This window comes from Thermomicrobiales bacterium (assembly GCA_023954495.1).
Classification (GTDB): domain Bacteria; phylum Chloroflexota; class Chloroflexia; order Thermomicrobiales; family CFX8; genus JAMLIA01.
The window spans coordinates 18,557-41,079 of the sequence record JAMLIA010000027.1 but is presented as its reverse complement, the minus strand read 5'-3'; the positions used below and the strand labels follow the sequence as shown (position 1 = coordinate 41,079).

21 protein-coding genes and 1 tRNA gene are annotated in these 22,523 nt (G+C 65.0%); 3 read left to right on the top strand and 19 right to left on the bottom strand.

The annotated features are described in order from the left end of the window. Positions 1-413: 413 nt before the first annotated feature. The 16 genes from thiL to dnaJ all read right to left on the bottom strand — a co-directional run bounded on the left by thiL (position 414) and on the right by dnaJ (position 16,770). Complete coding sequence (thiL, locus tag M9890_07435; protein ID MCO5176786.1) at positions 414-1,475, bottom strand: thiamine-phosphate kinase; 1,062 nt, start codon at positions 1,473-1,475, stop codon at positions 414-416. Beyond that, a complete protein-coding gene (locus M9890_07430) occupies positions 1,472-2,635 on the bottom strand; it encodes a glycosyltransferase family 4 protein (GenBank protein ID MCO5176785.1) in 1,164 nt (387 codons plus the stop codon). The genes thiL and M9890_07430 overlap by 4 nt, the downstream gene beginning before the upstream one ends. A 103-nt stretch (positions 2,636-2,738) precedes the next feature. After that, positions 2,739-3,905: an MFS transporter gene (locus M9890_07425; protein ID MCO5176784.1), complete on the bottom strand. Its 1,167-nt coding sequence runs from the start codon at positions 3,903-3,905 to the stop codon at positions 2,739-2,741. Further along, positions 3,887-5,185 carry an FAD-dependent oxidoreductase gene (locus tag M9890_07420; GenBank protein MCO5176783.1) on the bottom strand — a complete coding sequence of 433 codons (1,299 nt, stop codon included), beginning with the start codon at positions 5,183-5,185 and terminating at the stop codon, positions 3,887-3,889. Before M9890_07420 ends, M9890_07425 begins: the two co-directional genes overlap by 19 nt. Positions 5,186-5,218: 33 nt before the next feature. After that, positions 5,219-6,205, bottom strand: coding sequence for an electron transfer flavoprotein subunit alpha/FixB family protein (locus M9890_07415; GenBank protein ID MCO5176782.1), 987 nt, complete (start codon positions 6,203-6,205; stop codon positions 5,219-5,221). Between the two features lie 46 nt (positions 6,206-6,251). After that, positions 6,252-7,004: an electron transfer flavoprotein subunit beta/FixA family protein gene (locus M9890_07410; GenBank protein ID MCO5176781.1), complete on the bottom strand. Its 753-nt coding sequence runs from the start codon at positions 7,002-7,004 to the stop codon at positions 6,252-6,254. A gap of 56 nt (positions 7,005-7,060) precedes the next feature. Beyond that, positions 7,061-7,837, bottom strand: coding sequence for an enoyl-CoA hydratase-related protein (locus M9890_07405; GenBank protein ID MCO5176780.1), 777 nt, complete (start codon positions 7,835-7,837; stop codon positions 7,061-7,063). A 29-nt stretch (positions 7,838-7,866) separates the two neighbouring features. Then, entirely contained in the window at positions 7,867-8,403 is a 537-nt protein-coding gene (locus M9890_07400) for a gamma carbonic anhydrase family protein (protein ID MCO5176779.1), read from the bottom strand. Positions 8,404-8,499: 96 nt separating this feature from the next. Beyond that, positions 8,500-9,690: an acetyl-CoA C-acetyltransferase gene (locus M9890_07395; GenBank protein ID MCO5176778.1), complete on the bottom strand. Its 1,191-nt coding sequence runs from the start codon at positions 9,688-9,690 to the stop codon at positions 8,500-8,502. A gap of 110 nt (positions 9,691-9,800) precedes the next feature. Continuing rightward, positions 9,801-11,018 carry an acyl-CoA dehydrogenase family protein gene (locus M9890_07390; GenBank protein ID MCO5176777.1) on the bottom strand — a complete coding sequence of 406 codons (1,218 nt, stop codon included), beginning with the start codon at positions 11,016-11,018 and terminating at the stop codon, positions 9,801-9,803. A gap of 131 nt (positions 11,019-11,149) precedes the next feature. Continuing rightward, positions 11,150-11,692, bottom strand: a complete 543-nt coding sequence (locus M9890_07385; GenBank protein ID MCO5176776.1) for a biotin--[acetyl-CoA-carboxylase] ligase — start codon at positions 11,690-11,692, stop codon at positions 11,150-11,152. Continuing rightward, a complete protein-coding gene (locus M9890_07380) occupies positions 11,689-12,882 on the bottom strand; it encodes a hemolysin family protein (protein ID MCO5176775.1) in 1,194 nt (397 codons plus the stop codon). Before M9890_07380 ends, M9890_07385 begins: the two co-directional genes overlap by 4 nt. Before the next feature lie 155 nt (positions 12,883-13,037). Continuing rightward, entirely contained in the window at positions 13,038-13,976 is a 939-nt protein-coding gene (locus M9890_07375; protein MCO5176774.1) for a ribose-phosphate pyrophosphokinase, read from the bottom strand. A 16-nt stretch (positions 13,977-13,992) separates the two neighbouring features. Next, complete coding sequence (gene glmU / locus M9890_07370) at positions 13,993-15,447, bottom strand: bifunctional UDP-N-acetylglucosamine diphosphorylase/glucosamine-1-phosphate N-acetyltransferase GlmU (protein MCO5176773.1); 1,455 nt, start codon at positions 15,445-15,447, stop codon at positions 13,993-13,995. Between the two features lie 60 nt (positions 15,448-15,507). After that, a tRNA-Gln gene (locus M9890_07365) sits at positions 15,508-15,578 on the bottom strand. A gap of 61 nt (positions 15,579-15,639) precedes the next feature. Next, positions 15,640-16,770 (bottom strand): molecular chaperone DnaJ, encoded by a 1,131-nt coding sequence (gene dnaJ / locus M9890_07360; GenBank protein ID MCO5176772.1) that lies wholly within the window; start codon positions 16,768-16,770, stop codon positions 15,640-15,642. 212 nt (positions 16,771-16,982) lie between these two features. On the opposite strand from dnaJ, the gene M9890_07355 reads away from it, so the two are divergent. Then, positions 16,983-17,468 (top strand): hypothetical protein, encoded by a 486-nt coding sequence (locus M9890_07355; protein MCO5176771.1) that lies wholly within the window; start codon positions 16,983-16,985, stop codon positions 17,466-17,468. 696 nt (positions 17,469-18,164) lie between these two features. Here the strand turns inward: M9890_07355 and M9890_07350 are convergent. The 3 genes from M9890_07350 to M9890_07340 are packed head-to-tail and all read right to left on the bottom strand — an operon-like array spanning position 18,165 to position 19,842. Then, complete coding sequence (locus tag M9890_07350; GenBank protein ID MCO5176770.1) at positions 18,165-18,851, bottom strand: HAD family phosphatase; 687 nt, start codon at positions 18,849-18,851, stop codon at positions 18,165-18,167. Continuing rightward, the gene (locus M9890_07345; protein MCO5176769.1) at positions 18,848-19,594 is read right to left on the bottom strand and encodes an ADP-ribosylglycohydrolase family protein; all 747 of its coding nucleotides are present in this window, start codon (positions 19,592-19,594) and stop codon (positions 18,848-18,850) included. Before M9890_07345 ends, M9890_07350 begins: the two co-directional genes overlap by 4 nt. Next, the gene (locus tag M9890_07340) at positions 19,591-19,842 is read right to left on the bottom strand and encodes a hypothetical protein (GenBank protein MCO5176768.1); all 252 of its coding nucleotides are present in this window, start codon (positions 19,840-19,842) and stop codon (positions 19,591-19,593) included. Before M9890_07340 ends, M9890_07345 begins: the two co-directional genes overlap by 4 nt. A 175-nt stretch (positions 19,843-20,017) precedes the next feature. Between M9890_07340 and M9890_07335 the strand changes: the two genes are divergently transcribed. Next, the gene (locus tag M9890_07335) at positions 20,018-21,178 is read left to right on the top strand and encodes an aminotransferase class I/II-fold pyridoxal phosphate-dependent enzyme (GenBank protein ID MCO5176767.1); all 1,161 of its coding nucleotides are present in this window, start codon (positions 20,018-20,020) and stop codon (positions 21,176-21,178) included. Positions 21,179-21,376: 198 nt separating this feature from the next. Then, complete coding sequence (locus M9890_07330) at positions 21,377-22,522, top strand: PLP-dependent aspartate aminotransferase family protein (protein MCO5176766.1); 1,146 nt, start codon at positions 21,377-21,379, stop codon at positions 22,520-22,522. Position 22,523: the final 1 nt, after the last annotated feature.

Genomic DNA, 22,523 nt, shown 5'->3' with positions numbered 1-22,523 from the left:
GTCCATCCCTCCGTACGGACAGGACCCGGCCTGTCCTCGCGGGGCGCCCTCTGGGCCATGGCGACGCCCCATGCTGGATAATGGCGGCCTCGGCGTGTCACCACCGCGTCGGTCCCGAAATGTAGGGGCGTATCGCATACGCCCATTTGGCCGACCGATCCGGACCGATCGGCAGCCACGTTGTTCGGGTGCATCTGCTAGTTGGCCGCGGCTCTGGCCGGGCGTATGCAATACGCCCCTACATGTCCACGGCCTCATGCTGGGCTCGTGCATTCAGAGCGCCAATGTTCGTGTGTGTGTGGGTCGCCTCACGGCGAGGACAGGCCGGGTCCTGTCCGTACGGAGGAATAGATGGCCGCCTCGCTCTTCAATAGGCGGTAGATTCACCGGTGAGGTTTCGGCCTTGTCGACCCTCACCGAACCGTCGCCGACGCCGCCCGCGTTGTCGGCGCGACCGGGAAGTGATCGACTGCGCCCGGCTCCAGCACGTCGCGGTGCAGGTCGGTGAAGCGCATCGAGATGCGTGGGCCCTGTGGCGTCGGCGCGATCGCCTCGCCGATGACGATTGGCAGTCGCAGGCCGAAACGGCGGAAGAGATCAACCGCGCGGGCGAACACCTCAGGCGGTGCGGTGAAGACCAACTCAAAATCTTCGCCACCGCGCAGCGCCAGATCGAACCAGTCCGGGAAGTTCCAGCGCAGGCTGTTCGGGATCGGCAGGTCGTCCTGCTCCAGCAGCACCGACACGCCGCTGGCCTCGCAGATCTTCGGCAGGTCGCCGAGCAGGCCGTCGGAGATGTCCATCGCGCAGCGCACACCTGCGCGCGCCAGCAGTAGCCCGGCCAGCACCTGCGGCCGCGGCTCACGGTGAGCATGCTTCATCACAGGCGCGCCGTCGAACGTGTCGCCACCCTGCTCCAGCAGCCTGACGCCCCCGGCGGCGAGGCCCAGCGGGCCGGTCACGCCGATCATGTCGCCGACGCGGGCGGCGTCACGGCGCATCTCCTGCCCAGGTCGCAGCTCGCCAATGGCCGTCACCGAGATCGTCTGCGCGCGTGGCGAGCGCACAACGTCGCCGCCGATAATGCGCAGGTGGTTCTTACCAGCCAGCGTTAGCATGCCGCGATACATGTCGTAGACCCAGCGATCCATCTCGTCGCCGCGCAAGCCCAGCGAGACGAGCGCCACACGCGGGCGCGCACCCATCGCCGCCAGATCGCTGATGTTGACCGCCAACGCCCGGTGCCCGATCTGCTCGGCGGTCGACCAGTCGGTCCGGTAGTGCACGCCTTCAACCAGCACATCCGTCGTCATCGCGACGGTTCGCCCCGGTCGCGGCTGCCAGATGGCGGTGTCGTCGCCCGGCCCGAGGAGCGTGCCCGACGACTTGACCCGCGACGACGCCAGGATATTGCTGATCGAGCGAATCAGCGCAAATTCGCCAACGCTGGATATGCGCTTGCCGCCGCCGCTCATGGAGTCTCCTTCGTCATGATCGTGTCGTTGACACCTGTCGCCGCGCGATAGACCGCTGCCGTCAGTTCCGCTGTGCGTCGCCATGAGAAATCACTCGCTCGACGCAGACCGCGCTCGATCAGCTCGTGGCGCAGCTCTGGCTCACGAGCCAGCTCCAGCAGCGCCTGCGCCAGCGCCGGAACGTCCTTCGTCCCGACCACCAGTCCCGCCGACCCGACGACCTCGCTCAACGCCGGCGTGTCCGACGCAATGACCGGCGTGCCGCAGGCCATCGCCTCGACCAGCGGCAGCCCGAAGCCTTCATAGAGCGATGGATACACAAATGCGTCAGCTGCGTTGTACCAGAGCGGCAGATCCTCCGGCGGCACGAAGCCGACAAACCGCACGCGATCGAGAATCTGCAGCTCACGCGCCAGGTCGAAGATCTGCTCGTGCTGCCAGCCCGTCGCCCCGGCCACGACCAGCTCCCAGCCAGTCTCGTTCGCCGTGCGGGCGTAGGCACGCAGCAGTGTCTCCAGGTTCTTGCGTGGTTGCAGCGTGCCAAGGAACAGCGCGAAATTCGCTGTCAGCCCGTGCTTCTTGCGGAACGCGGCGATGCTGTCCGGATCAAGTCGGCGCATCTCCGGCCCGACGCCGTTCGGCACCGTCACGATCCGTGCAGGGTCGGCGTCGTACAGCCGGATGATGTCCTGTCGCGTCGCTTCCGAGACGGCGATGACACGCGCGGCACGCCGCACCGACAGCTTCGTCATCGTCCGCAGATAGCGTTGCTTCCGGCCAGGGTACTGCTCCGGGAAGAGGTGAAACGCCAGATCATGCACCGTCACGACACGCGGCACGCCGGTGATCAGCGGCGCGACGTTGACCGGCGCGTGAATGACATCCAGACCCCAGCGCCGCCCGATCGTCAGGCCGACCGTCTGTTCCCAGGCAATGCGCTGCACGGGCTGGCCTGTTCTCAGCCTGGCGTGTCGCCAGCGTACTGTGTCCGGAAACTCACGATCCTGCGGTGGCTCATCCGGGCCGGTGAAAACAACCAGATCGAGGTCATCATCGACGTTCGGCAGCTCACGAACCAGCGCTTCAGCGTAGCGACTCACCCCCGCCTGGCGATAGGTTGGCTCGAACGACAGAAGATGTCCGATCAGTCCGACGCGCATGCTCTCGTCCGTCTACGTGCTGGCGGGTTGATCGTGCCTGCCGGTGCGGCACAATCGCCAAGCGTAGCACGTCGCGCCATTGAGGCACATCTGCCGACCGTGGCTAGTGCTCCATCGCGTCGGCCAGCGTCACCATGACGCCGAGCATGACGACGACAACCATCAGTGCCCAGCGCAGGCCGGTGATGCCGGCGGTCAGCCCGATCAGCGGCGGCCCGGCCAAGAAGCCCAGGTAGCCGATCGTCGTCGCTGCAGCGATCGCTGTGCCCGGCGGGACAATCCGCGAGCGACCAGCCGTGCTGTAGACGATCGGCGCGATGGTCGCGACGCCGATACCAACCAGTCCGAACCCGATCAACGCCGCCGGAATGTCGTGCAGCAGCATCGCCAGCACGATGCCGATGGCAGCCACAGCACCGCCGGTCCGGATCAGGCGCTGGCCACCGATCGCGTCGATGACCCGGTCGCCGGAGAGCCGCCCAGCCGCCATTGTGATCGAGAACAGCGCGTAACCCGTCGCCGCCAGTCCCGCCCCCGCGCCGATGTCGCGCAGATAGACCGCCGTCCAGTCCGACATTGCGCCTTCGGTCAGCATCGCGCAGAAGCCGACGATGCCCAACAGCACGATCGGCCACGGCGCACGCAGCGTCAGCGCCGGAGCGTCAGCGTGCTCGTGCTCGGCAGCTTTCGGCAACAAGAACCGTGAAATCGCCAGCGTGGCCAGCGCGCATACGATGCCGACGCCCAGCAGGTGCGGCTGCACCGCCACGCCGTGGCTGGCGAAGAACCCGCCACTGGCAGCTCCCGCAATGCCGCCGACGCTGAACCCGCCGTGGAACTGCGACATCAACGAGTGCTCAGCGTAGTTCTCGGCCTCGACGCCCTGCGCGTTCATCGCCACGTCCATCGCGCCGTTGCCGATCCCGAACAGCGCCAGCGTTGCAGCGACGATGGCTGCACTGTCGGCGAAGCCAAGCAGGCCAACGCCAATGCAGACGATAAACGCACCGATCAGCGCGATCCGGCGGCTGCCGACACGGGCCGTCGCCAGCCCGGCGAGCGGCATCGCGATCACCGCCCCGGCCGGCAGGCCGAGCAACGTTACGCCCAGCAGCGCGTTCGACAGCCCGATCGATTCCTGAACATCGGGGATGCGAACGAACCAGCTCGCACCGGCGACGCCGTTGACGAGAAAGAGCGTGAGGACAGCGAGTCGCGCCGCCCCGACGTGGATGTGAGTGCCGGTGTCGGTCAGGTCATCGCCTTCCATGCCGCCAGCGCATCGCGGATCGAGCGCTTGATCGGCAGGGCGTCTCGCAGAATGCCCGCCATCGCCTTCTGCTTCGTGCTCTTCGGCACGCTGTCCACCCGCAGGTAGGTGCGCAGCATCTGCGAGACCGCCTCGGGCAGATCACGCAGCAAGTACGGTCGGTCGTGAGCGAACGCGGTCACGTCCTTGACCTTGTGCAGGTCCTTCATGATGAACGTGTCGTCCAGCAGCTCGCGATAGTAGGAGAGCGTGGCCGCCGAGAAGTTGTCACGCTCCTTGGCGCGGATGACCGTCTCACCGGCCAGCTTGCCGGAGATCATCGCGAAGTTCGAGCCCTCGCGATTCATCGCATTCACCATCATCGCCGCGTCACCGCAGACGATCGCGCCGTCGATGTAGAGCGTCGGCAGCGAGTTCCAGCCGCCCTCGGGGATCAGGTGTGCCGAGTACTCGACCATCTCGCCACCGGCGATCAGCGGCGCGACCGACGGATGCTGCTTGAACGTGTCCAGCATGTCGCTGACGTTCAGGCCGCTCTCGATCAGGTCGGACAGCAGCGCGCCGGTCCCGATCGAGAGCGTGTCCTTGTTCGTGTAGATGAAGCCGTAGCCCAGCAGGTACGACGTCGAAGCGCCGAAGATCTCCATCGCGACGCCGTGTCCGTCAGTCACGTTGAATCGATCGTTGATCGTCTGCTCATCGAGCCGGATCAGCTCCTTGGCGACCAGCGCCTGCTCATCCGGCTGCCATTCGCGGTGCATGCCGGCCTTCTGCGCCAGCAGCGAGTTCGCGCCGTCGGCGATGATGACGACGTTGGCCTCCAACTCGCCTTCCTCGCCGGCCGTCTGGACGCCAACGACGCGACCATCGCGCCAGAGCAGGTCAGTTACGACCATCTCCGGGATGATGAAGACGCCTTCGGCTTCGGCCTGCTCGGCGAACCAGCGGTCCCAGTCCGCCCGCATCACCGAGAACGAGTTGTACGGTGCGTCGGCGAATGCCTGCGTGCGATACGTGAGCCCGATGTGCGAGTCCTCGGTGAGGAGCATGTAGCGCTGCTCGATGATCGGGCGCTCCAACGGTGCCTGCTCCCAGAAGTCCGGGATGATCTCTGCCGTCGGCTGCGAGTAGAGAATGCCGCCCATGACGTTCTTCGCGCCCGCAAACGACCCGCGTTCGAGCAGGACGACTTCCAGTCCGGCGCGCGCCATCGTGAGCGCAGCCGACACTCCGGCCGGCCCGGCCCCGACGACAATCGCGTCGAATCGTTCCTCTTCCACCGTGGCTCCCGTCTCGCTGGCGCGTTCGCCGCTCTACTTGCCTCGCGCTGCCTTGATCTCCTGCGTCAGTGCCGGGACGATCTCGTTCAGGTCACCGACGACGCCGATCTCGGCCAGCTTGAACAGCGGGGCGTCCTTGTCGCGGTTGATCGCGACGATCGTCTCGGAGCCCTGCATGCCGACGGTGTGCTGCACCGCACCGCTGACGCCGACGCCGATGTACAGCTTCGGTCGCACAACCTTGCCGGTCTGGCCGATCTGTTCGGAATGCGGTCGCCAGCCGAGGTCGGTCACCGCGCGCGTCGCACCGACTGCGCCGTCCAGCGCCGCAGCCAGGCCCTCGATCATCGCGAATCCCTCGGCAGAGCCAACGCCACGCCCGCCGACAACGACCGTATCGGCGCTGTCGAGGCTTGAGTCCCCAGCCGGCGGCACAGCCACTTCCAGCACCTTCACCCGCAGGTTATCGCCAAGATCGACGCTGAGCGCCTCGACCGGCGCAGACCCCTGCCCAGCCGCCGCGACCGGATTCGCGCCGCTCCGTAGCACGGCAAATGCCGCACCGCTCGGCGTCGTCGAAACATCGGTCAGCATCTTGCCCTGATAAACCGGCCGCGTCCCGACCAGCGTCGCGCCATCCCAGCGCACCGCCGTGCAGTCGGTCAGGCAGACGCTGTCGGCGCGCGCGGCCAGGTACGGCCCGAGGTCGCGCCCAGACGTCGTGCCGGCCAGTAGGACCAGCGCCGGATCAACCTGCCCGATCGCCGCATCAATCGCTGCCGCGTAGCCATCGACCGTGTAGCGCGACAACGCCTCGTCGTCTGCCGCCAGCACCCGATCGACACCGCGGCCAGCAACATCAGCAGCCACGCCGTCAATGCCACTGCCAATAACCAGCGCGGTTACGCCGCCATCACCAGCCAGCGCTTTGGCCGGCCCAATCAGTTCCAGTGAGGATTCCCGGATCTCCCCGGCGCTCGTCTCAACGACGACCAGCACGCCGCTCGCCATATCTGGCATCTCCTATCTCAGTCTGTTCAGGTCGTGTGCTCGAGGCGCTTGTGGCCTAGATGAGCTTCTTCTCGCGCAACAGCTCGACGACCTGGCGCGCAGCGCTCTCGGCGTCGGTTTCGATGATTGTGCCTTCGACGACGCGCTCCTCAGCGTAGAGCTTGCCCCAGCTGATGTCAGCGCCGTTCGTCTCATACGACGCGATCTGCGCCTCCTGAACCGGCTTCTTGCGCGCCGCCATGATGCCTTTGAGCGACGGAGAGCGCGGGTCGTTCAGCCCGGTCAGTGCGCAGACGACGACCGGCAGCGGTGTCTCGACGATGTGGCGACCGTCCTCAACCTCACGGCCGAGCGTCAGTTTGCCGTCGCCAACCTCCAGCGACACGACGTTCGAGACCAGCGGCACACCGAGCTTGGCTGCCACCTGCGGTCCGACTACGCCGGAGCCACCGTCGCTGGTTTCCTGCCCGACGAGCACCAGGTCGTAGCCACCATCGCGTGCTTCAGCAGTGATCACTGCGGCCACATCGGTGGCTTCCAGATCAGTGTCCGACGCCACGACCAGCAGCCCACGGTCAGCGCCCATCGCCAGACCGCGATTCACCGCGTCGCGTGCGCCGGACGGCCCGATCGTCATCACGACGACTTCCGTCGCTGCGCCCGACTCCTTCAGCCGGATCGCTTCCTCAATCGCGTACTGGTCGTACTCATTGACGACGCGCGGCGTTGAGGACGCGAACGTGCCCGACGCATCGAAGCGAATTGCATTCGGATCCGGCACCTGCTTGACCGGAACAAGGATCTTCACGAAGGCTCCCCCTCACCTACACACCCACGAAGGATAGACAAATGAGTTCCAGATCGTCAGTCCGTCTCGCCGGTAAATTCGGCCGGGCGCTTCTCGACAAATGCCGCCATGCCCTCACGCTGATCCGCCGTTCCGAACGACAGCGCGAACGTCTCGGCTTCACGCGCCAACCCCTGCGCCAACGGTCCGTCATACGCCAGCGCGATCATGCGCTTGCTGGCCGTTACGGCGGTCGGGCTGTTGGCAGCGATCGCCGCCGCCATCTCGCGCGCCTTGTCCATCAGGACGTCGGACGGATAGACGGCGTTCACCAGCCCGATGGCCGCCGCCTCAGCCGCCTTCAATCGTCGCCCGGAGAAGATCAGCTCGCTGGCAACTCCGGGTCCGACTAGCCGCGTCAGTCGCTGCGTTGCGCCCCAGCCCGGCAGGATGCCGAGGCTCACCTCCGGCTGCCCGAGTGTCGCTGTCTCGCTGGCCAGGCGGATGTCGCAGGCCAGCGCGATCTCGCAACCACCGCCCAGCGCGTGGCCATTGACGGCGGCGATCCACGGCTGTGGCGCTTCGTTGATGGCGATGCCGATACCGTGGCCGAGGTTGCCGAACGCCAGCGCCTCCTGCGGCGACTTGGCCGCCATCTCCTTGATGTCCGCTCCGGCTGCGAATGCCCGCCCCTCGCCGGTCAGGATCGCGCAACGGATCGAGCGATCGGCCGCGACCTCGTCGACGGCCGATCGCAGCGCCTTCAGTTGCTCCGTGTTGAAGGCGTTCAGCGCCTCCGGCCGGCTCATCGTGACGATTGCGACCCCATTGTCGCGTTCGATGTTGACTGCCATGTCTCCTCCTGTGTCCGCCACAAGCTTGTTCAGTCCGCGTCGGCCGCGTCCTGCAGTGCGCGATACTCCTGGGCCAGCTCGGCGTAATGCGCCGCTGCTTTGAGCACGCGCGCGCGTTCAGTCTCCGAGAGCGCTCGGCGCGGCTTTGCTGGTACTCCCATGACAACCGTGCCGCTCTCGACAACAGCGCCCTCCGGCACGAGTGCGCTCGCCCCCACCATGGATTCGCGTTCGACAACTGATCGCGACAGAATGACAGACCCCATGCCAACCTGCACGCCGTCACCAATCGTTGTGCCATGGATGATCGCGCGGTGGCCGATGGTCACATTGTTCCCGATCGAAACCGGCGCGTCTGCGTCAACGTGAATGATCGTGCCGTCCTGGATGTTCGTGCGTTCACCAATCCGGATTGGCGCGTTATCGCCGCGCATGACGACGCCAAACCAGACGCTCGACCCCGCGCCAATCTCGACATCGCCGGTGATGATCGCGTTATCCGCGACGAACACATCATCGGCAATCTTCGGGAACACGCCATGAATTGGACGCAATGGCCTCGGCAATTGGATCTCCTTCACAACCAGGAATGTTGTTTTTCGCACGGATGTGGCGCTGCACGGGCGTATACAATGCGCCCCAACAACCACTTTGTCCGCCTCCTACGCATCAACCTTGATGATCATGGCGTCGCCCTGGGCCAGGCCGGAGCAGATGGCTGCAAGGCCGTAGCCGCCGCCGCGTCGCTTCAGCTCATGCGCCATCGTCAGGATCAACCGCGCGCCGGACGCGCCAACCGGATGACCGAGTGCGATGGCACCACCGTTGGGATTGACCAGATCGGAGTTCGCATCGATTCCCAGCCGCGCCGATGAAATGAGCGCGACGCTGGCAAACGCCTCGTTGATCTCGATGACGCTCATATCCTCCAGCGACAGACCCGCCTTGCTTAGCGCGTTGCGCGCCGCCATCTCCGGGACGTACGCCAGATAGGGGACATCCCACGCCGACGTGCCGGTCGCGATGATTGTGGCCAGCGGCTTCAGCCCTCGGGCAGCGGCTTCCTCTTCGCTGGTGACGACCAGCGCAGCGCCGCCATCGTTCACGCCCGGCGCGTTGCCTGCCGTTACTGAGCCCTGCGGATCGAACGCCGGTCGCAGCTTCGCCAGCGCCTCGGCAGACGTGTCGGCGCGTGGCGACTCATCGCGCTCGACAAGCGTCACGTTCCCACGGCGATCCTTCAGCTCAACCGGCACGATCTCCTCACCGAGGCTGCCGGACTCGATCGCAGCGACTGCGCGCTGGTGGCTACGCAGCGCGAACGCGTCCTGCTGCTCGCGGCTGCACTCGTTCTCGGCAGCCACGTTCGAGCCGTGGATGCCCATGTGCACGCCGGCAACCGCGCAGGTGAGGCCGTCGTGGATCATCAGGTCGAGAAGCGCGCCGTCGCCCATGCGGTAGCCGGAGCGGGCCTTGTCGAGCGCATACGGTGCGTTCGACATGCTCTCCATGCCACCGGCCAGCACGACCGACGTCTCGCCGGAGCGGATCATCAGGTCGGCCAACGCCACCGCCCGCATGCCGCTGCCGCAGACCTTGTTGATCGTGTCGGCGGTGACTTCGCGATCGAGGCCGATCTTGAAGCCGACCTGTCGTGCCGGGTTCATGCCAGCACCGGCCTGCAGCACCTGCCCCATAATGATGTGCTTGATGTCGTCGTTGGTGACGCCCGATCGCTCGATTGCCGCTGTTCCGGCGACTGCGCCGAGCTCAACCGCAGTCTTGCTCGCCAGCGCGCCATTCATTCGGCCAAACGGCGTCCTTGCGCCACCGAGAATGACAGTCCGTCCCATGACGTTGCCGATCCTTTCTGCCCGCTTGCACCGGGCCTGAACGTAGGAACGGCCAGCCGGGTTGGCTGGCCGTCCGAGTGCGACGACTTGTTGCGAAGGACGGCCGACGATCAGGCCTTGACTAGCTCCGGCGATTCCTCCCACGCCTGGGCCGGCGGCTGCGGGCAGCGCAGCGGCTTGTCAACGCGATAGCCCAGCGCGTACGACGCCTGCATCAGCTGGTGAATCTCGCGCGTGCCTTCGTAGATCACCGCGCCGCGGGCGTTGCGGTAGTAGCGCTCGACTGGATACTCGTTCGAGTAGCCATAAGCGCCGTGTACCTGGATCGCCTCGTCGGCAGCCTTGAGTGCCTCATCGCAGGCGTACCACTTGGCCAGCGAGGTCTCACGCGTGTTGCGGATGCCGCGGTTCTTCAGCTCGGCGGCCTGCATGATGAGCAGCCGCGACGCCTCAAGACCAGCGACCATGTGCGCGATCTTCTGCTGGACAAGCTGGAACTGGCCGATCTCCTGCCCGAACGCCTCGCGCTCGTGGCAGTACTTCACGCTGGCATCGAGGCTGGCCTGAATCAGACCAACCGCACCAGCGCCGACCGTGAAGCGGCCCTGGTCGATGCAGGACATGGCGATCTTGAAGCCTTCGCCCTCTTCGCCGATGCGGTTCTCGACCGGGACGCGGACGTTGTTGAACGCCAGCCAGCCGGTGTTACCGGCGCGGACGCCCATCTTGCCCTTGATCGATCCGGTGGTGAAGCCCTCCATGCCGCGCTCGAGAACGAACGCCGACAGGCCGTGGTGCTTCTTGGAGCGGTCGAGGCTGGCGAAGACGAGGAAGTGATCGGCCACATCGGCCAGCGAAATCCACATCTTCTCGCCATTGAGGATGTACGAGTCGCCGTCGCGAACCGCCGTCGAGGCGATGTTGCCCGCGTCGGAACCTGCGCCCGGCTCGGTCAGGCCGAACGTGGCGTACTTGGTGCCCTCGGCCTGCGGCTTGAGCCAGCGCATCTTCTGCTCTTCGGTCGCCCACTGATGCATCGCCAGGCTGTTCAGCCCGACGTGAACGCTCATGATGACGCGCAGGAACGTATCGACACGCTCCAGCTCTTCGCAAGCCAGCGCGAACGACACGTAGTCAAATCCGCCGCCGCCGTAGCGCTCGGGGATCGGCAGGCCCAGAATCCCGAGCTCGCCCATCTTCTGCAAAACTTCGGGGTGGAACTCACCCGTGGCTTCCCACTGCTGGATGTATGGCGCGACTTCGCTCTCGGCGAACTCGCGGACCATATCGCGAACCTGGATCTGCTCGTCAGTTAGCCTGAAATCCATGCGCTCCCTGCCTCTGTTCCCCTGCCTCCGGGCCGACGGAACCATCCCAAACGTCTCATGCCGGTCGTGGCATTCATCTGTATCATGTCAATTGTACGGGATATGCGCGATCCCCTGTCTCTGCGCGCATTTCAGCCAGACGCCTGCTCCACCAGCCATCCCAGCGTCGCCAGCAGCCCGTCGAGCAGCGTTTCGTGGTCCGGGCAGTGCCCCAGCGCGACCCGAATGCTCGTTGCCGTCTCCAGCGGCAGTTGCTCCGTCGTCATCCGCGAGTTCAGCCCGATGCCGCACAGCACGTACTCAACCCGCTCGCCGACGATCTTCGACGTGCAGAGCACGCCGCACAGCTTGCGGCCTCCGATCATGATGTCGTTCGGCGGCTTGACTGTGCAGTCGAGTTGCAGCGCATCCTGAAGGTAGCGAGCGATCGACGCACCCACGGCTGCCGGCAGATCGGACAACGCTGACGGCTCAAGGCACGGACGCGCGACCAGCGTGAACATCAGGCACGAGCCTGGCGGCGCTTGCCAGACGCGACCGCGTGTGCCCCGTCCGGCCGACTGAAAGTCTGCGACGACGACCGTGCCGCCCGGAGCGCCCTGCTCGGCCAGCACACGGGCGCGGTCCATCGTCGACGGCAGCGACTCGTGGTGTTCGATCAGCGAACGGCTCACGCCTGATCGATCGGCTGTGCCGTCGCGCCGTGTTCGAAGACACCGATGTCGTTGAACTCGGACAGCCGCTCTACGCGCACCTTGCGCACGCGGCGATGCTCAACATGCAGCACCGTCAGCCGCACGCCATTGACCTCAACCTGCTCGCCCCGCGCCGGGATGCGCCCGAGCTGGCGCTGGATGAATCCGCCGACGGTGCCGGACTGTGGCCCTGGCCATTCGAGGTCCATCTCGTCGCACAGATCGTCGATCGTCAGCCGGCCATCGACCACCAGTTCGTCGTCGCTGACCACCTCGAACGGCGGCGTCTCGCGGTCGTACTCGTCCTGAATCTCGCCGACAATCTCCTCAAGGATGTCCTCGATGGTGACGACACCGGCTGTGCCGCCGTACTCATCAACGACGACGGCGAGATGGATCTTCTGTTGCTGCAGCTCATGAAGCAGGTCGTCAACGCGCTTCGACTCGGGCACGAAATAGGCCGGTCGCATGCGTGTCTCGACCGTGATGCCCTCGTGCGATTCGTTGACGTAGGTCAGCAAATCCTTCGCATAGATCACACCCAGAATCTCGTCCATGTTTCGCCCGAAAACGGGGATACGAGAATGCCCGGCACCGATCGCGACATCGACCGCCTCAGAGAGCGACGTGTCGCGCGCCACAGCCACGATGTCGATCCGAGGCACCATGATCTGCCGCGCTGTCACCTCCTCAAGGTGGAGAATGCCGGAGATCATGTCCTGCTCGGCCTCTTCAATCGGGTACGGGTCGGTGCGGTCCCACTCCTGCGTGTGCTGGCTGCCGTTTGATTCTGCGGTGTCGTCGTCAATGTCGTCGACATCGGCCCGTCGGCGCTTCGAACGACTGAACAGGCTGACGATCCACTCGACCGGACGGACGATCGGGAAGAAGATCATCGCCATGATCCGACCGACCTTGTGGGGCGCGTCGTTCTCACCGGCGGATTCCTCGGACGACAGCATGCGCGGGATCATGCGCCCGACGACGAGCAGCAACCCGAGGGCGGCGACCAGCCCCCACAGCAACCCGTTGGTGCCGAACAGGTCGGCAAATACCCAGGTGAACAGGGCCGCAGCGAGCGCTGCGGTCAGGACCTCGATCAGCAGGACGGCTGCGCGGAGCCGTTGGGTGCGCTCGATCGCAATTGCGTCTTCGCGCGAGAGCCGGATGTCGAAAAGTCGACGGATGTCGACGCGGCTAACGGCAACAAGGCTCAGTTCGACCAGAAGCGACCGCCGAGGTCAGTAACGCGACGGCGGCGATAGCTAGCTCGATCCATTGGTTGGTACTCAAACAGCCCTCTCCAGCTAGGACGTTCGCGCGGTCAGCTGAACAACGCGCTAATGGATAGATCCTTGTGGATGCGCATGATGGCTTCGGCCAGCAGCGGCGCGACCGTCAATACCTCGACCTTCGAGCTGCATGGCCCATCCGGCAGCGGCAACGAATCGGTGACAATCACACGCTCGATCGGCGAGTCATTGATGATCCGCATCGCATCGCCAGCGAACACCGGATGCACCGCGGCGGCATGCACAGCGGCAGCGCCGCGCTGCTTCAGCATCTCGGCAGCCTGCACCAGCGTACTGCCGGTCGAGATCATGTCGTCGACCAGCACCGCCGTCTTGCCCTCGACATCGCCGACCATCTCGATCACCTCGGTGTCGTCCGGCGCCGGGCGATTCTTGGCGATGATTGCCAGCCCGCCACCGGCCCGCAGGCGGAACTCCTGCGCTCGCCCGACGCCGCCGGAGTCCGGGCTGACTGCGACGATGCCGTCCGGATCGAGGCGGCGAAAGTAGGAGGCCAGCAGCGGCGTGGCTCGCAGATGATCGACCGGGATGTCGAAGAACCCCTCGATCGCGGGCGCATGCAGGTCGAGTGTCAGCACACGATCGACTCCGGCGGTCACCAGCAGATTCGCCACCATCTTGGCGCTGATCGGCTCGCGACCACTCGTCTTCTTCTCCTGCCGGGCGTAGGCGTAGTAGGGGATGACCGCAGTGACGCGCGACGCCGACGCACGGCGAATCGCGTCGATCATGATCAGCAGCTCGACCAGATGGTGATTGACCGGATTCGACAGCGACTGGATGACGAAGACATCCGACCCGCGGACGTTCTCCTCCAGCTTGACGCGTGTCTCGCCGTTGCGCCAGGAATCGACTGTTGCGCGGCCCAGCGACGATTCGAGCTCGCCCATAATGCGCTCAGCGAGCGCGCGATTGCCATTCCCCGCGAAGACCTGCAGCCGTCCGTCCATGCTCCCCTTCAGCTCTTTACTCTGTGCCTGGCTCGGCGTCCGGTTCCGCCGGGCGGGTTGTTCTTCTGATTGGTCGGGCTGGGATGCCAACGACCAGCTTGCCGGGCTCAACCGGCTTCGTCACGACCGATCCCGCGCCGGTGCGACTGCCGTCGCCCAGCTCGACTGGCGCAACCAGCATCGTGTCACTGCCGACGAAGACGTCGTCGCCGATCGTCGTGCGGTTCTTCTTCTCGCCATCGAAATTGCAGGTGATCGTGCCGGCACCGATGTTGACCCGCTCGCCGACTTCGGCATCGCCGAGGTAGCTGACATGGCCGACCTGGGTGCCCGAGCCGACCTGCGCGTTCTTCATCTCGACGAAGTTGCCGATATGCACGTGCGGTGCAATCCGCGTCGCCGGGCGCAGGTGCGAGTACGGGCCGATGTCGGTGTCGCTGCCGACCTCCGACTGCTCAATCCACGATCCGCGCACGACCACCCGATCGCCGATGACCGCATCCTCGATGACTGATTGCGGCCCGATGCGGCAATCACTTCCGATGACCGTCCGACCACGCAGCATCGTCCCCGGCTCGATCCGCGTGTCCTGCCCGATCTGCACATCAGCATCGATCCAGGTGCTCGACGGGTCGACAATTGTCACTCCGGCCAGCATGTGGGCGCGATTGATCCGTTCGCGCAGCACACGCTCGGCACGCGCCAGCTCACTGCGATCATTGACGCCCCAGGCGACTTCCGGCTCGGCCAGCACCAGCCGTACCGGGTCGCGCGGCCACTCGGTGCCAGCCGCCAGCGCGACAAGCTCGGTCAGGTAGTACTCGCCCTTCGGACTGCGGGTCAGGCGGTCGATGTTGTCGCGCAGCCAGTCGGCCCGAATGCAGCACATGCCGCTGTTGACCGGGATCGGCACGTCGTAGGTCTGATCGTCCTCGTGCGCCTCGACGATGCCGACGATGCGCGAGCCATCGCGACGATACCGCCCATACGGACCGGGATCGTCGAGCACGACAGCGACCGTCGCGAGGATCGGCTCCTCGGCACGCGTCGTGTCGATCAGGTGCGCCAGGGTCGCGGCATCGACGATCGGATGATCACCGAAGATGACCATGACCCATTCGATCGTGTTGTTGAGGACAGGGAGAGCGACACGAGCGGCGTCGCCGGTGCCGAGCGGCTCCGGCTGCCAGGCCGTGTCAACGCGGCCTGCATAGGTTTCGCGGAGCGCTTCCGAAGTAGGGCCAAGTGTCAGGATCACCTGCCCCGGCTCGATCGCCTCGGCGGCGCGAACCACGTGCTCGATCATTGGCAGGCCGATGAGAGGATGCAGCACCTTCGGCAGCGCAGAACGCATACGCGTCCCACGCCCGGCGGTCAGGACGACAACCGCGACATCCGCATTCGAGCGAACTGGCGGCTGACTATCCGGGACCTCCGCGTCGTTGGAGGATGTACTACCGTCTGAGTCCAAGTGCCTCGATCACCACCGCGATCTGAACGGTCGCCCGCGCTACCGTCCTGGCGACGGTAGTTCGCGGGCCAGGATTCGAACCTGGAACAAAGGCTCCAAAGGCCCTTGTGATACCGTTTCACCACCCGCGACCGACTGGTTCTAGTGTAACAAATGGCTATCGCGGCCCATGCGGGCGGTGTCTTCGGCCTGCTAGACGCCGAGCGCGTCCTTCATCCGGGCGAAAAAGCCCTTTTCCTTCGGCATCTCCACATCGCGGCCCAGCTCGGCATCGAGCTGCTCAAACAGCGATCGCTGCTCAGGCGTCAGGTCGCGCGGGATGACGACGTGGACGGTGACGATCTGATCACCCCGATCCCCACCGCGGACATCAGGCACGCCTTTACCGCGCAATCGGAACTGCTGGCCCGGCTGCGTGCCGGTCGGCACCACGAACGCAACATCGCCGTCAACCGACGGGATGTCGATCTCGTCGCCAAGCGTTGCCTGCGCGACCGTGACTGGCAGATCGAATAGAATCTGCTTGCCGTTGCGTCCTAGCGTCGGGTGCGGCTTCACGCGCAGCGTGACGAACAGGTTGCCCGGCACGCCATCGCGAATCTGCTCGCCCTGACCGCTCAGCCGCAGCGTCGATTGCTCATCGACGCCGGGTGGCACCGTCACGACGATCTTGCGTGCCTTCGAGAGGCGACCACGTCCACGACACGTCGGACATGGGTCAGTGACCACGACGCCCTCGCCGCCGCAGCGATCGCAGGTCGTCGCCGTCATGAACTGGCCCAGGATCGTGTTCTGGACACGCCGAACTTCACCAGAACCGCTGCACTGCGGACAGGTCTGCGGCGTCGCGCCGTCGCGCATCCGCGTGCCGTGGCAGTCGTCGCACGGCTCGTAGCGATTGACCTCGATCTCCTTCTCAGCGCCGAAGACGGCCTCTTCGAACGCGAGCGAGATCGTCGCCTTGATATCGCCGCCGCGCGGCACCTGTCGCTGACGGCGTCCGGTTGATCCACCGCCGCTGAAGAAGGTCTCGAACAGGTCGCCAAATGGTGACCCGCCGAAGCCGAATGGATCGCCGGATGCACCAGCGTTGCCCCCGGCAAACGCTGCGTGGCCATAGCGATCATAGGCGGCGCGGCGATCCGCGTCGCTCAGGACCTCATTGGCCTCGTTGATTTCCTTGAATCGCTCCTCGGCGTCCGCATCCTTGTTGATATCTGGATGATATTTGCGGGCAAGACGGCGATACGCCTTCTTGATATCGTCGCTGGACGCAGTGCGAGAGACCTCCAGCACTTCGTAATAGTCGCGCTTCTGCTCCATCGAGTCGTTCACCTGTTGCTGTTCTGTGGCGGCAAAATGGTGTGGCCGGCGTGGACGCACGGCACCGCGCGGCTCACGCCGCGTCAGCCAATCATGATACACGTTATGGCACATCTGTAGCGTTGTGACCCGCATCATAGCGCAAGACCGTGCTGGGCGGGTAGCATTGATGTACGAGTCCGACACGCACATGTGGCCGGAGGCTGGCAGCGATGACAGACACCGAACAGGTTCGAGTTGAGCCGCTCAAGCGCATCCTGGGTTGGGATGACATCGAGCGCAACGTTGATGATCTGGCCGGTCGGCTCCGAACCGACTACGACGCCATGCTGGTCATCACCCGCGGCGGCATGATTCCCGCTTGCCTCATCAGCGAACGCCTCGATATCCGCAACATCATCGTCGCCGCTGTACAACTCTATACCGGCATCGGCGAGACGCTCGAACGCCCCACGTTCCTGCAGTTCCCCTCCGACGACCTGCTGCGGGGCAAATCCGTCCTGATCGTCGACGATGTCTGGGACAGTGGCCAGACCGCCGTCGCAGTCCGCGAGCGCGTCCGCAAGGCCGGCGGCCGCCCTGAAGTCGCCGTCCTTCATTACAAGCCCCGCGCCTCGCGCTACCCCGACGATACCCCCGACCACTACGCTGAAATGACCGACGACTGGGTGGTCTATCCCTGGGATGACATTCGCTGAGGGCTGTGATCAGATTCACTGCGCTCGACTACTGAGTGCGTTGTCAATGTCGAGTTGCCAGATCGGCAGCCACCGCCGTAATCTGTCATCTGCCGCCGGGAGCCCTCTGGGCAGTGACACCCGGCAGTGAGTGATCTCCCACCCGTCTGACCCAGTCCAACGCAGGGGAGATTTCTCGGCTGCGCGGGTGCCCTCTGGGCGTGAAATGACAGAGGACGGGGTAGGCTGTCGGCCATCAGATTCACTGCGCTCGACTACTGGGTGCGTTGTCAATGTTGAGTTGCCAGATCGGCAGCCGCCGCCGTAATCTGTCATCTGCCGCCGGGAGCCCTCTGGGCAGTGACACCCGGCAGTGAGTGATCTCCCACCCGTCCGACCCAGTCCAACGCAGGGGAGCGATCTCGCGTGCGCGCACAGAATGACGGATGGCGGAATGGCAACGGTGGCGTGTCTCCGGGTCATCGGCTGAGCAAAGGCGTGGCGTGCGGATGCGGTGTTCGTGGGTCAAACGGGCGTATGCAATACGCCCCTGCGTTAGGGTCGTGTAGCACGCCAATAATCGTATATAACAGACCAATGATTGCGGCAGAGATCTGCAAATGTAGGGGCGTATTGCATACGCCCGTTTGGCCCACGAACACCGCAATGCAACCCAAACACCGCCATGCAACCCAGCCACCGCAATACCCGCAGCCTCTATCCCGCCCCCGGCCTAACAAGCCGATATGGGCTCGGCTCTTCCAGCATCGAGATAACCTGCCGCAGGCTGCCCAGAATCTCGTGCGCATCCTCGATCTCGCTGTGATCGGCGGACTCCGGCACGGAGAAGCAGATCATCCCGGCGGCCAGCGCCGCCTGCACGCCGTTCGGCGCGTCTTCAAGCGCCAGCGCGCTCTCGGGCGGAATGCCCAGCCGCTCGCAGGCGTGCAGGTAAATCTCCGGATGCGGCTTGCCGTGCGTCACCTGATCGCCGGTGACCTCAACGTCGAACGAGCCAGACAGTCCTGCACTCTCCAGCGCCAAATCGACATAACGCCGATGCCCTGATGTCGCCAGCGCCAGCGGAATGTGGCGTTCGCGCAGATAGGCGAGCAGTTCGGCTGCGCCGGAGTGCGCGGCGATCCGACCGGGAACGGCGGCGAGGAACAGCTCGTCGCGTTCCCGCAGCGCAACTTCAGGCGACACGTGTAACGCCAGGTCAGCCACGAAGGTCTGGACAGCATCGACCGCGCGACGACCGAGCATCCGAGCCAGAACATCTGCGCGCAACTCAGAGCCGTGCTGCCGCGCGTAGGCGTCCCAGGCCCACGCCTGCAACGGCTCCGAATCAACCAGCAGCCCGTCCAGGTCGAAGACGACCGCTCGAATGAGCTGTGTGCTCATACGCGCTGATGCAATTGCAGGTAGAACCCGGCTCGGCGCTGGGCGGTGCGGTAGAGGGCAGGTGCAGCCATCAACAGATAGGTGCGGCCATCGAGTCCATCAACCAGCCGACTCGGGATCTCGCGCGCACCAACCCAGCCACCAGATAGCGCGCCGGCCATCGCCCCGATCGCTGCTGACGCCGGACCTGCGGCAGCCGCCGCGAGCACCGTCGCCTCGAACGCCGATCCCAGCCGCGAGAACAGGTACATCGCAGTGGCAACCGCATCGGCAATCGAGCCATCCCGGTTCAAGGCAGCGATGCCAGTCGCTATCGTCTCGGCATCATCACCTTCAGGCAGCAGCTCGATCTCGCGCAGTCGCCGTGCGACAGCGTCCTCGTCGATGAATCCGAGCACCTCCGGCACAAGAACAGTCGGATCGGTCTCGCGCCGCACAACCCGGTTTAGTGCGTAGGCCATCGCCAGCGCACCGTTGACCGCCAGCGGATCGCAGTGGGTGATGAGCGTCGCGCGCATGATTTCGCGGATGAAGAGTTGCGGGTTGGCATTGCCCATCCCGTGAATCAGTGCGATCGGGGTGATCCGCGCTGCCGGTCCGGCGCTCACGACCTCACCGTCGCACAGCCCGGCCTGAAAGTCGCCAGACTCGATCGCACGCTCCAGCGCTGCCTTGCTCGTCGGGTCAACCAGGTGCGCGTGCTCGCTGCGCAGCACCTGCGCGAAGCGATAGCCGGCCGTCACCGGGTCGACAAACCCGCCGCCGCTGATAGCGCCTGGCCAGGCAGAGCGCGAACTCCGTGTGTGCGCTGAACTGGCCCGTCTTCGACAATCGTCGCGCCCGATGCGTCGCGCACCGGTTCGTAGCCGGTGATCGGGCGCTTGACCAGCGGTGACTCGCCGACCAGCCCGAGCGCGTCGCCGATCGCCATACCCAGGAGCGCGCCGGTCATCCGATCGCTGATTGTCGGCGTGCGTGCTTCGTTCGTCATGACCTCGTCGCATCCTTCAGCAGGTAGTGCCGCAGCCATTAGTCCGGCAGTCATCCACAATGATGCCAAGGACGTGGGCATCTGGCTTGTCATATCGGGCATTGGCGTCATGCCCGCTCAGAATATGGCACTATGCCGCCACACACGAAATGAATGGACTCGACAGGAGGCTACGATGACTGGGGATGGCAAATCGCTAGGGTTTTCGACGCGCTCAATCCACGCGGGCGAACATCACGATCCGACCACCGGCGCGCATAACACGCCGATCTATCAGACCGCAACCTACGCCTTTGACTCGCTCGAACAGAAGGCCGCGATCATGGCCGGCGAGCGCGAAGGCTACGTCTATACACGGGCCAGCAATCCGACGACGACCGCCATCGAGCGCAAGATCGCCGATCTCGAGGGTGCCGAGGCTGCGGTCGCTGCGGCATCCGGCATGGGCGTTATCGCCGGGGCGTTCAACGCGTTCGCCCGCGCTGGCAGCCACATCGTCGCCTCCGACGATGTCTACCACTGGGCCGAGACGTTCCTGTCGGAAGAAGCACCGGCGTTTGGCGTCGAAGTCACGCGCGTCGACATTAGCGACCTTGACGCCGTTCGCGAAGCGATGCAGCCCAATACCACCATCCTCTACACCGAGTTCCTGTCGAATCCGACGATCCGCGTCGCCGACGTCCCGGCGCTGGGCAAGATCGCTCGTGACAGTGGAGCGCTGCTGATCGTCGACAATACCTTCACCAGCCCGTACATCTTCCGGCCACTGGAGCACGGTGCGCATCTCTCCCTGCATTCCGCGACGAAGTACATCAGCGGCCACGGTGATGCGCTGGCCGGCGTCATCGCCGGATCGGCTGACTTGATCCAGCAGGTCAATCGACAGATTCAGGTGCTCGGTTCGCCGATCAGCCCGTTCAACTCCTGGCTGCTGCTTCGTGGCATCAAGACGCTGGAGCTGCGCATGGAGCGCCACTGCGCCAACGCGATGGAGATTGCCAAGTTCCTTGAGCGCCAGCCCGAGGTTGAGCAGGTGCTCTACGCCGGACTCGAGACGCATCCGGGTCACGCACTGGTCAAGGAGCTGACCGGCGGTCGCTACGGCGGTATGCTGTCGTTCCGCATGCGTGGCGGTGCGGAGCAAGGCAGCCGGTTCGCCGACGCACTGCAGCTCTGCGATCACGCCGTCAGCCTCGGCGACGTATTCACGCTCGTCTGGCCGCACCGCGACGACCTCGTTCGAGTGTCGGTTGGCTGCGAAAACGCCGAGGACATCATCGCTGATTTCGAGCAGGCGCTGGAGCACGTCTCCTCCGCCGCACCGGTAGCCGACTGACGCCGATCACCACATCGATCACGTTATCAGGGAGCAGGGCAACGAGCCCTGCTCTCTGTCATTTGCAGCACCCGCGCGAATCAAGAGGTTGCGACGACCGCCACAACGGTGCTATTACGAAGTGTTGGCGACGACGCGCCCGGCTCGGATGGCGTCGGCTGGGATTCAACGTCGCCGCGAGGGGATGAGGGGGACTGCATGGGAGAAGTGCGAGAAGGTCTGGGCTTCTCGACACGCGCGATCCACACCGGGGAGCGGCACGATCCGGCGACTGGCGCGCACAATACGCCGATTTATCAAACTGCAACATTCGCGTTCGATTCGGCTGAACAGAAGTTGGCGGTTCAGGCGGGCGAGCGTGAGGGCTACGTCTACACCCGCATGGGGAATCCGACGACACATGCAATAGAACGCAAGCTGGCGGACCTCGAAGGGGCCGAAGAAGCGGTCGTTGCCGCATCCGGCATGGCCGTTATCGTCGCGGTGTTCCACGCGCTCGCCCGCCCCGGCAGCCACATCGTCGTCTCGAACGACATCTACGAGTCGACCGAAACCTACCTGTATGAAGAAGCGCCGGTATTCGGCATCGATGTGACACCGGTCGATATCACGGATCTCGACGCCGTGCGGCAGGCAATGCGGCCCGAGACAGCGATGATCTACACCGAGTTCCTGGCCAATCCGTCCAACCGCGTCAGCGACATCCCGGCGCTGGGCCGGATCGCGCGCGACCACAATGCGCTGCTGGTCATCGATAACACGTTCACCAGTCCGTACCTCTTTCGTCCACTGGAGCACGGCGCGCACCTGTCGCTGCATTCGGCATCCAAGTACATCAGCGGCCACGGCGACGCGATTGCCGGAGCAATCGCGGGATCGAAGCATCTGATCGATCAGGTCCGCCACCAGGTTGAGATCCTCGGCTCTCCGGTCAGCCCCTTCAACTCGTGGTTGCTGCTGCGCGGCGTCAAGACGCTGGAGCTGCGCATGGAGCGCCATTGCGCGAACGCTTTGGAGCTAGCGCTGTTCCTGGAGCGCCAGCCGGAGGTTGAGGTCGTCCTCTACGCCGGACTGGAATCGCACCCCGGCCACACGATCGCCAAAGAGCTGACCGGCGGGCGCTACGGCGGCGTGCTGTCGTTCCGCATGCAGGGCAAGACAGCGCAGGGCAACCGCTTTGCCGACGCGCTGAAGCTCTGTGCTCACGCCGTCCATCTCGGCGATGTCTCGACGCTGGTCTGGCCGCATCGCCAGGACCTCGTTCGTGTTTCAGTCGGCTGCGAAAACATCGCCGACATCATCGCCGACTTCGAGCAGGCGCTGGAGGCTTCCTCACGCGGGTAAT